The organism is Spongiactinospora sp. TRM90649, assembly GCF_029382225.1.
Classification (GTDB): Bacteria; Actinomycetota; Actinomycetes; order Streptosporangiales; family Streptosporangiaceae; genus Spongiactinospora.
Genome location: NZ_JARLTC010000001.1, coordinates 1 through 7,730 on the forward strand (window position 1 = coordinate 1; position 7,730 = coordinate 7,730).

Annotated in this window: 10 protein-coding genes and 1 pseudogene; 6 read left to right on the forward strand and 5 right to left on the reverse strand. The window is 67.4% G+C overall.

Features of this window, described 5'->3' with window-relative positions:
* Positions 1-492: 492 nt before the first annotated feature.
* Together P3X83_RS00005 and P3X83_RS00010 are read right to left on the reverse strand one after the other, a co-directional pair.
* Positions 493-648: a hypothetical protein gene (locus tag P3X83_RS00005; protein WP_277302716.1), complete on the reverse strand. Its 156-nt coding sequence runs from the start codon at positions 646-648 to the stop codon at positions 493-495.
* A gap of 32 nt (positions 649-680) precedes the next feature.
* Positions 681-1,109 (reverse strand): erythromycin esterase family protein, encoded by a 429-nt coding sequence (locus tag P3X83_RS00010; RefSeq protein ID WP_277302717.1) that lies wholly within the window; start codon positions 1,107-1,109, stop codon positions 681-683.
* A gap of 97 nt (positions 1,110-1,206) precedes the next feature.
* Here P3X83_RS00010 and P3X83_RS00015 point away from each other — a divergent pair, with 97 nt between their 5' ends.
* Positions 1,207-1,656, forward strand: a complete 450-nt coding sequence (locus P3X83_RS00015; protein WP_277302718.1) for a MarR family transcriptional regulator — start codon at positions 1,207-1,209, stop codon at positions 1,654-1,656.
* Positions 1,634-4,066 carry a PEP/pyruvate-binding domain-containing protein gene (locus P3X83_RS00020; RefSeq protein ID WP_277302719.1) on the forward strand — a complete coding sequence of 811 codons (2,433 nt, stop codon included), beginning with the start codon at positions 1,634-1,636 and terminating at the stop codon, positions 4,064-4,066. The genes P3X83_RS00015 and P3X83_RS00020 overlap by 23 nt, the downstream gene beginning before the upstream one ends.
* 53 nt (positions 4,067-4,119) lie before the next feature.
* On the opposite strand, the pseudogene P3X83_RS43240 reads toward P3X83_RS00020, so the two are convergent.
* A pseudogene (locus P3X83_RS43240) lies at positions 4,120-4,248 on the reverse strand (IS3 family transposase); the annotation flags it as partial.
* A gap of 284 nt (positions 4,249-4,532) precedes the next feature.
* Positions 4,533-4,865 carry a DoxX family protein gene (locus P3X83_RS00030; protein WP_277302720.1) on the reverse strand — a complete coding sequence of 111 codons (333 nt, stop codon included), beginning with the start codon at positions 4,863-4,865 and terminating at the stop codon, positions 4,533-4,535.
* Positions 4,866-4,998: 133 nt separating this feature from the next.
* Here P3X83_RS00030 and P3X83_RS00035 point away from each other — a divergent pair, with 133 nt between their 5' ends.
* The 3 genes from P3X83_RS00035 (at position 4,999) to P3X83_RS00045 (ending at position 6,523) form a co-directional block, all read left to right on the forward strand.
* Complete coding sequence (locus P3X83_RS00035; protein WP_277302721.1) at positions 4,999-5,391, forward strand: hypothetical protein; 393 nt, start codon at positions 4,999-5,001, stop codon at positions 5,389-5,391.
* A gap of 107 nt (positions 5,392-5,498) precedes the next feature.
* On the forward strand, positions 5,499-6,092 hold the full coding sequence (locus P3X83_RS00040; protein ID WP_277302722.1) for a hypothetical protein: 594 nt from the start codon (positions 5,499-5,501) through the stop codon (positions 6,090-6,092).
* Positions 6,089-6,523: a cytochrome P450 gene (locus P3X83_RS00045; RefSeq protein WP_277302723.1), complete on the forward strand. Its 435-nt coding sequence runs from the start codon at positions 6,089-6,091 to the stop codon at positions 6,521-6,523. The genes P3X83_RS00040 and P3X83_RS00045 overlap by 4 nt, the downstream gene beginning before the upstream one ends.
* Before the next feature lie 65 nt (positions 6,524-6,588).
* Here the strand turns inward: P3X83_RS00045 and P3X83_RS00050 are convergent, their stop codons facing one another.
* Positions 6,589-6,720 (reverse strand): hypothetical protein, encoded by a 132-nt coding sequence (locus P3X83_RS00050; protein WP_277302724.1) that lies wholly within the window; start codon positions 6,718-6,720, stop codon positions 6,589-6,591.
* 683 nt (positions 6,721-7,403) lie between these two features.
* Between P3X83_RS00050 and P3X83_RS00055 the strand changes: the two genes are divergently transcribed.
* A partial coding sequence (locus tag P3X83_RS00055) for a hypothetical protein (RefSeq protein WP_277302725.1) occupies positions 7,404-7,730 on the forward strand: 327 nt, incomplete at its 3' end.

Consider the following 7,730-nt stretch of genomic DNA (forward strand, 5'->3'; position numbering starts at 1 on the left):
CGTGTGTTCGTCATGGTTGACGCTCCCCCCGAAGCGTTAAGGTGATCCACCTAAGTCGTTTACCCATGGTGATCATTTCCACACTTAGAGTGATACCCCCGCCGGCGCAGGCGAGGCTGACGGCGAAGCGGGTGCGGTCGATCTGCTGCGGGCGTTTGGCTGAGCCGCCACGTCACGTTCGAAGCGGGAGGTCGCCTTGTCGCCGAAGCACACAGAGTCGTTGAGTATCCGGTTGCCGCCGAGGCCGACGTTGAGCACGCACTTCGGGCGGGCTCTTGCCGTAGGTGTTGGCAAGCCGGATCCGGACGCGTGATCCTACGGTGCTGGCCCGGACGACCTGCCGGACGGACTGGTCGCGGAAGCCGGCCTCGGACCAGTTGGCGCTCTCCACGCTGCCAGGCTGCTGCATCGAGGCCGTCCACGCGTCGTGGCCGCTGCTCACGGAGGTGGAGGACTGCACGGCGAGCGCCGCGATTACCAGTGCTTTCATCATCATCGTAATTCTTCTACAGGGTCGGCGCACCGGGTTTGCGGGACGTGGGCGACGACGTCGTACGCCTCGCAGATCGGCAGTTCCATGAAGTAGTCGAGCATGCGGATGCGCTGGAAGGTCTCGGGCCGTTCGGTGTGGCGAAGGCCGGCGATCATCAACGGCGTCTCGGTGTCGAAGATCGTTTCGATCAGTCGTCGGTGAGCGGCGGGAACGGGTTGTCCAGGGATTCGACCCCGAGCGGATGATCGGGCGTGACCTGAGTGACCGCGGTGCGGCCGCTGCTGCCGGTGGCGGCGATGGACACGTAGCCGTCGCCGAGCGCTTGGGCGAGGTGGTAGCACTGCGGGAACAGTCCGAGATCGCCTTCGTGCTCGATGACCGTCATGCGGATGTGGGTGTTGTGGGTCGCCACCACCACCCGGTGCCCCTCCTCCACTAGCCGCAGCACGCTCTGGGCGGCGAAGGCGTCCAGGCATGCCCTTCCCACGGCCAGGCCGCGCCCGGCGAGGTCGCGATGGCCGTGGTCCAGGTACCAGGCGGTGCGCAGGTGCTGGAGCGCGGCGGCGTTCGCGGCGCCGCGGCCCTGGCCGTGCTGGTAGCCGGACATGGTTTCCATGCGGACCATCAGCCGGCTCAGACCCGATGGCGGGATGGACGAGAGGTCCACACGACGATAGATTAGTTGCGACCTAGCAACTAATGCGAGGACGCACATGAATGACCGTGAGCGCCTTCTCGAACTGCTCACCTCGATGCAGCGCGACCTGATGCCGTCGCTGATACGGATGCACGACAGTGACGACCTGCGCATGCTCGACAACGTCATGCTTCAAGTGCTCGCCCGGCACGGCGCGCCGACCGTCAAGGAGTTGGCCGCCCTGGTCGGCCGGTCGCTCTCGCGGACCAGCAGGATCGTCGACGGGCTCGTCCGGCGCGGCCTGGCCGAGCGGTATGAGGACCAGATCGACCGCCGCATGCGCCGCATCCGCATCAGTGAGGAAGGCGCCGCGGTCCTGCGGCGCGTTCAAGATGTCCGCATGGACGCGCAGATGACCCTCTGGAACCGCATGACCGAGGACGAACAGAAGATCGTCCTCCAATCCATGGAGATCTACGCGAAAGCCGCGAGGAGGATACGGGATGAATCTGATCCGGCTGTCTGAGATCGACTCCTCCATGATCGAGGTGGTGGGCGGTAAGGCCGCCGGGCTAGGCGAGATGATCCGGGCCGGTGAACGCGTCCCCGACGGCTTCTGCCTGACCGTCGACGCCTACACCGAGCGGAACCTGCCGGAAGGGGACCTGATCGACGCCTACCAGCGGCTCGGCGGCGGACGTGTGGCCGTGCGTTCCAGCGCTACCGCCGAAGACCTGCCGGAGGCCAGCTTCGCCGGCCAGCAGGACACCTATCTCAACATCGAAGGCACCCGCCCGCTCATCGACGCGGTTCGCCGCTGCTGGGACTCCCTGCACACCGAACGCGCCGTCGCCTACCGTGCCAAGGCCGATATCACCGAGGCAGCGATGGCCGTGGTGATCCAGAAGATGATCGACCCCGTGGCCGCCGGGGTCCTGTTCACCGCCAACCCGATCACCGGCTGCCGCACTGAGATGGTCGTCGACGCCGCTCCCGGCCTGGGCACCGCGATCGTCGATGGCACCGTCGTCCCCGACCACTACGTCCTCGGCCCTCGGCTACCGGCCGCACCGGCCGGATGCCTGAGCAGCGAGCAGCTCGAAGAGCTGCACCAGGCCGGACGGCGGCTGCAGGACCACTTCGGCTCTCCGCAGGACGTCGAGTGGGCCATCGACGCCGACGGCGCGCTGTGGCTGCTGCAGTCCCGCCCGATCACCACCTTGTTCCCGGCTCCGCCCGAGACCGGCGACACGCGGCTCTACCTGGAGTTCGGTCACATCCAGGGAATGCTGCGGCCGACCACTCCGATGGGGGTGTCGCTGCTCAAGACGGGCGCCGGAGTGTGGTTCAAGGCCGCGGGCACCAAAATCGATCCGCGTGATCCGCTGCCCCGGCTGGTGCCCATCGGCGGACGCCTGTACTTCGACCTGACCGACTTCCTGCGCAACAAGACCATGCGCCGGCGGCTGGGCACCTCATTGGAGGTGTACGGACCACGGGTGCAGGGCGCCGTCGAGCGCATGCTGGACGACCCGCGCTTCGCCCCCCGTCCCGGCCTGCCCTTCCGCCTCGGCAACGCGCTACGGATCACGGCCCGGCTGGCGATCCCCGCGATCGCCGGCGTCGCCTGGAGCCTGGCGCGGCCGGACGCCGCCCGGATCAAGGCCTACCGTGCGGTCCGGGAGATGCGACGCACGACGGTTCCGCCCACCGAGGCCGCCACGTCGGCCGAGCGGCTGCGCTGGGTGATCGAGGACTCCCACCGGTCGGTCATGAGCGCCGACATGATGGGGCTGGCGTGGCCGTTGATGGCCGGCATGCTCCTCGGCATGGTGCCGGCCGGGCTGCTTGAGGGAGTCGCCTCGGATGAGGAACTGGACGTTGTCCTGGGCGGGATGCCGCACAACGTGACCACCGAGATGGACCTCGCACTGTGGCGGATCGCGGTCAACGCGCGGGAGTACGACGGCCTGTTCCGCACCACACCGCCGGAGGAACTGGCCGCCCGTTACCACGCCGGGACACTGCCGGACGTCGGGATGGCAGGCTTCCTCGATCGATATGGCATGCGGGCCGCCGCCGAGATCGACGTCGGCCTGCCCCGGTGGGCGGAGGATCCGGCGCCGCTGTTCGCCACGATCGCCAACTACCTACGGGTGAACGACCCCGATCAGGCACCCGACCGGCGATTCGAGCAGGCCGCGGCGAAGGCGGAGCGGATGATCGAGACGCTGTCGCGGCGGGCCAGGCGTGCCCGGCCGGTCCGCGGCCGGGTCGCGACATTCCTCATGCGCCGCTCGCGCAAGCTCACCGGGCTGCGGGAGATCGGGAAGTTCGCCTGGCTGCCGGCCATCCAGGCGGCGCGCGGCCAGTTGCTGCTGATCGGAGCCGACTTGGCCGGGCGCGGTCTGCTGGAGCGTGGCGACGATGTCATGTTCCTGGATCTGTTTGAGGTACGGGCCGCCGTTCATGACGGAGCGGACCACCGGGATCTGGTTGCGGCCCGTCGCGCGGTGTACGAGCGGGAGTTGCGGCGGCCCACCGTGCCCGGGGCGCTGTTGTCGGACGGGACGGATGTGGAGGCGCTGGTCCCGCCAGGACCGGCCGAGGAGGGGGTGCTGATCGGAATGGCGGGGGCCGCCGGACGGGCGACGGGTAGGGCCCGGGTGATTCGCGACCCGGCCGGCGCGCACATCGAACCGGGAGAGATCCTGGTGGCTCCGACCACGGACCCTGGCTGGACTCCGTTGTTCCTGACCACGGCCGGGCTGGTCACCGAGACCGGCTCACCGGTCGCGCACGGTCCGACCGTCGCCAGGGAGTACGGCATCCCGGCCGTCATCTGCGTCAGAAACGCCACCCATGAGATCAAGACCGGACAAATGATCACGATCGACGGGGCCGCGGGCACCGTACGGCTGGAACGAAGCGGCTGAGGCGTCAGCCAGCACCTCTCTGGGGGACTCACCCCGAAGTGTGGACACCGTAGTTATGCGGCGAGCAGCACCCTATCGATGGTCTGCTGCTCGTAGTCGATCGGACTCAGGTAGCCGAGAGGGGAGTGCCTCCTTCGGGAGTTCTAGCGGGTGATCCACTTGAAAACCGCCAGGCGGGCTTCACCCGCCGAGGACCAGCCTCTGGCCCCCTGCAGCGTCTCGCGTTTGAGGCCGACGTTGAACGCCTCCGCGGCGGCGCTGTCGGCGCTGGTACCCACCGCGCCCGTGGAAAGGCGCACACCGAGCTCGGCGCACACTTGCCGGACGAAGACTGTACGCGCGCGAAGGCTGGGAGATGTCACTGCGGGGTCAGCCAATCGGGAACTGTGGGTCGCCGCCCGTCAGCCGGTGAAGGGCTCGAGCACGAACCGGCCCCACGCGATGAACGCCGCAACCGCGAGATAGATCACACACACACCAGCACGAACACGGATTCGCCACGTCGACCGTGGATGATCACGGCGCCGAACATCAGCAGGATCCAGCAGACCGCGGTCACCGGCACCAGAACCGGCGCGATGCCGAGCGCGGCGGGCAGGATCAAGCCCACCGCGGCCAGGAGCTCAAGGACACCCAGAGTCTTGAGGAAGCCGACGCTGGCGTCTGCGGTCCATCCATAAGCAAGCGCCCTCTGATGGAACGCAGCCAGCTTGTCCTTGGGCACGAACGTCATTTGGATACCGCTGCTCAGCGCTAGCACGGCCAGGAACCCGGCAGCGATCCACAACGTGAGGTTCATCATCTACTCCTTGATCGAGGATTGCCTGCCCCCCAAGACGAGACAGCGACCCCGTCAGTGACATCTCCGAACACCCGCGCGTCCTGTCATCAGCGGGGCCACATGTCGTGTCCATCGCAGCGACCCTGATCTGGTGACCGGTCGGCCGATGCACGCGTTCCTTCCCCTGCTGCGGGCGGCGGACCATCCGCGGGTGGTGATGGTGTCCAGCGCCGGTGGTTCCTTCGCGGTCGTGACAGATCCGGAGCAGGCCGTCTCGAAGATGCACGAGCTCGCCTACACCTCGTCCAAAGCGGCGCTGAACATGATCACCATCCGGTACGCCCAGGCGATCCCGCAGGTCAAGTTCAACTGCATCACTCCAGGAGAAGTCGCCAACCACAAATTCACCGCCACCGACATGAACAACCACACCGGCCAGCTGACGGTCACCGAGGGCACCGATCCGATCGTCAAACTCGCGCTGAGCGACGCCGACGGACCGACCGGTACCTTCACCGATCGGCTTGGCCCCGTTGCCTGGTGACCACCGCGCATCCCTCGGCCTTTGCCGGCGAGCCCGTAAAGGCCGAGGTGACGCCTCTCGCAGCCACTGTTGTCCCCCACAAGGGCGGCGGTCGGCGCGGCGCGCGTATGAACGCCGACCTGGAACTGCAGGTCGAGCGAGGCTGCCCGTTCACCCCGCCCGCCACCTACGAGCGACTGCGCGAGAAGGCGCCGATCAACAGGATCCGCCTGGTCAACGGTGGCGAGGCGTGGTGGGTGTCCGGGCACGAGGAAGGCCGCGCCATTCTCGCCGACCGTCGCTTCTCCTCCGACAAGCGCAAGGACGGCTTCCCGCTCTTCAACGTCGACGCCGCCACCCTACGGCAGCTCCGCAGCCAGCCGCCGCACATGCTCAGCATGGACGGCAACGAACACGCCGCTGCCCGCCGTCCGGTGGACGGCGAGTTCACCGTGAAGCGGCCGGCTGTACTGCGCCCGCGGATCCAGGACATCGTCGACCACTTCATCGACGACATGCTCGCCACCGACCAGCGTCCGGTCGGCCTGGTCCAGGCGTTGTCCCTGCCGGTGCCGTCCCTGGTGATCTGCGAACTGCTCGGCGCGCCCTACACCGACCACGACTTCTTCCAGGGCCTCACTGCTGTGGCGCGCGCCGGACCTCCTCGCCGCAGGAACGTCAGCGGGCCTTCGCCGAACTGCGCGCCTACCTCGACGAGTTGATCACACGCAAGGAGTCCGAACCCGGCGACGACTTGTTCGGCCGGAAGATCGCCCGGCAACGCCGGGAGGGCACCCTTGATCACGCGGGTCTGGTGAGCCTGGCCTTCCTGCTGTTGACCGCCGGGCACGAGACCACGGCGAACATGATCTCGCTCGGTGTGGTCGGGCTGCTCTCCCATCCGGAGCAACTGGCTCTGATCAAGGCCGACCCGGGCAGGACGCCCATGGCCGTGGAGGAACCGCTGCGCTACTTTTCCATCACCGACACGGTCTCCTCCCGGCTGGCCACCGACGACGCGGAGATCGCCGGGGTGAGCATCAAGGCCGACGAGGGCGTCATCGTCTCGGGCCTGTCGGCCAACTGGGAACCGGCGGTTTTTGAGAATCCGGCGGAGCCGAACGAGCCTTCCACGCACGAGGAAGCTAGCTGAGCCGAGCCGAGGAACCAATCCTCGAATTCCTGTTGTGCGATCGCGCCGCGAGGCGCGAACCCGCGCTACCGGACGAGGTCGCCGAGGAGATCGTCTGACTTGCCGGGAACGGCGCGTGACGTGCCCTGGCGGGTGCCGAGGGTGAGGAGCAGCGGGGCCGCCGTCAGGGCCACGCCGAACCAGACGACGCTGGTCACGCCCAGGCGGTCGGCGAGCCACGCCCAGCAACCGCGCGATCCCGCCCAGGGCGCGCATCTCGTCGGTCTCGCCCAGCATCGGGTACGGCGCTGGCTGCGTCAGCGCCCGGGCCTGCCGGGCGTCCAGGGCGGCCTCGTCGTACAGCTCGGGATCGGGGCCAGTGGTGTGCGGGGCTGGCCGTCGCCCGATCGGCGTGGGAAAGCCGTCCTGGGGACGCCAGAAGTTACTGAGAGCAGCCCACCTTGGCCGCCCAGTCAGACAGAGTGGTGCCCTCGGTGCCGCTGTTCATCGCGACTCTCCGTCCACCCCTCTGATTACACTCTGCTACTGACGTTCAGTGTCGCGGTCCGCTGACACTCTCCTGTCGCTCAAGACCCCTGACAGCCCCGATCGGCAAGACCTCACCGGCCCGTGGAGCCAGCACCACCGGCGTGGCTGGCAGCCCAGCACCCTGCCCCAAACCCCAATCGAAGATCCACCAATCACGCAGCCGTCACCCTGGGCGACGCCACCCGAACCCATGAATGATCGAGGCCAACGACCTAGTTGACGGCCTTCAGCTATCTGGTCTCACATGAAAGGTCTCTCACGGAGATCACCAAAAGGCTTTGATGGGCGAATCCTGAACAAATCTCAATCACACCCGCAGAGTGAACCGATCGCATCGAGGCATACCACCCGCATGGGTGACCCAATAGGCACTGAAGAGCAGCCTCAGAACCTGATCGACCCCAATCTGAGCCTCACCTTCTCGGCTCAAAGCATCGCTGCCCTGTCGCGTAACGACGACTTCATGGACCTCTTCGCCGTCGGTACCGACGGTCATGTGTGGAACGCCCGGTGGAACGGCAACCCATGGCAAGCCTGCCAGCGCGTTGGCAGTGGCATGTTCGGCCAGGGGACACCCATCGCCGCCCTGTCTCGCCATGAGGACTTCATGGACCTGTTCGCCGTCGGTACCGACGGCAAAGTCCACGCCGCCTGGTGGAACGGCAACCCCTGGCGCGAA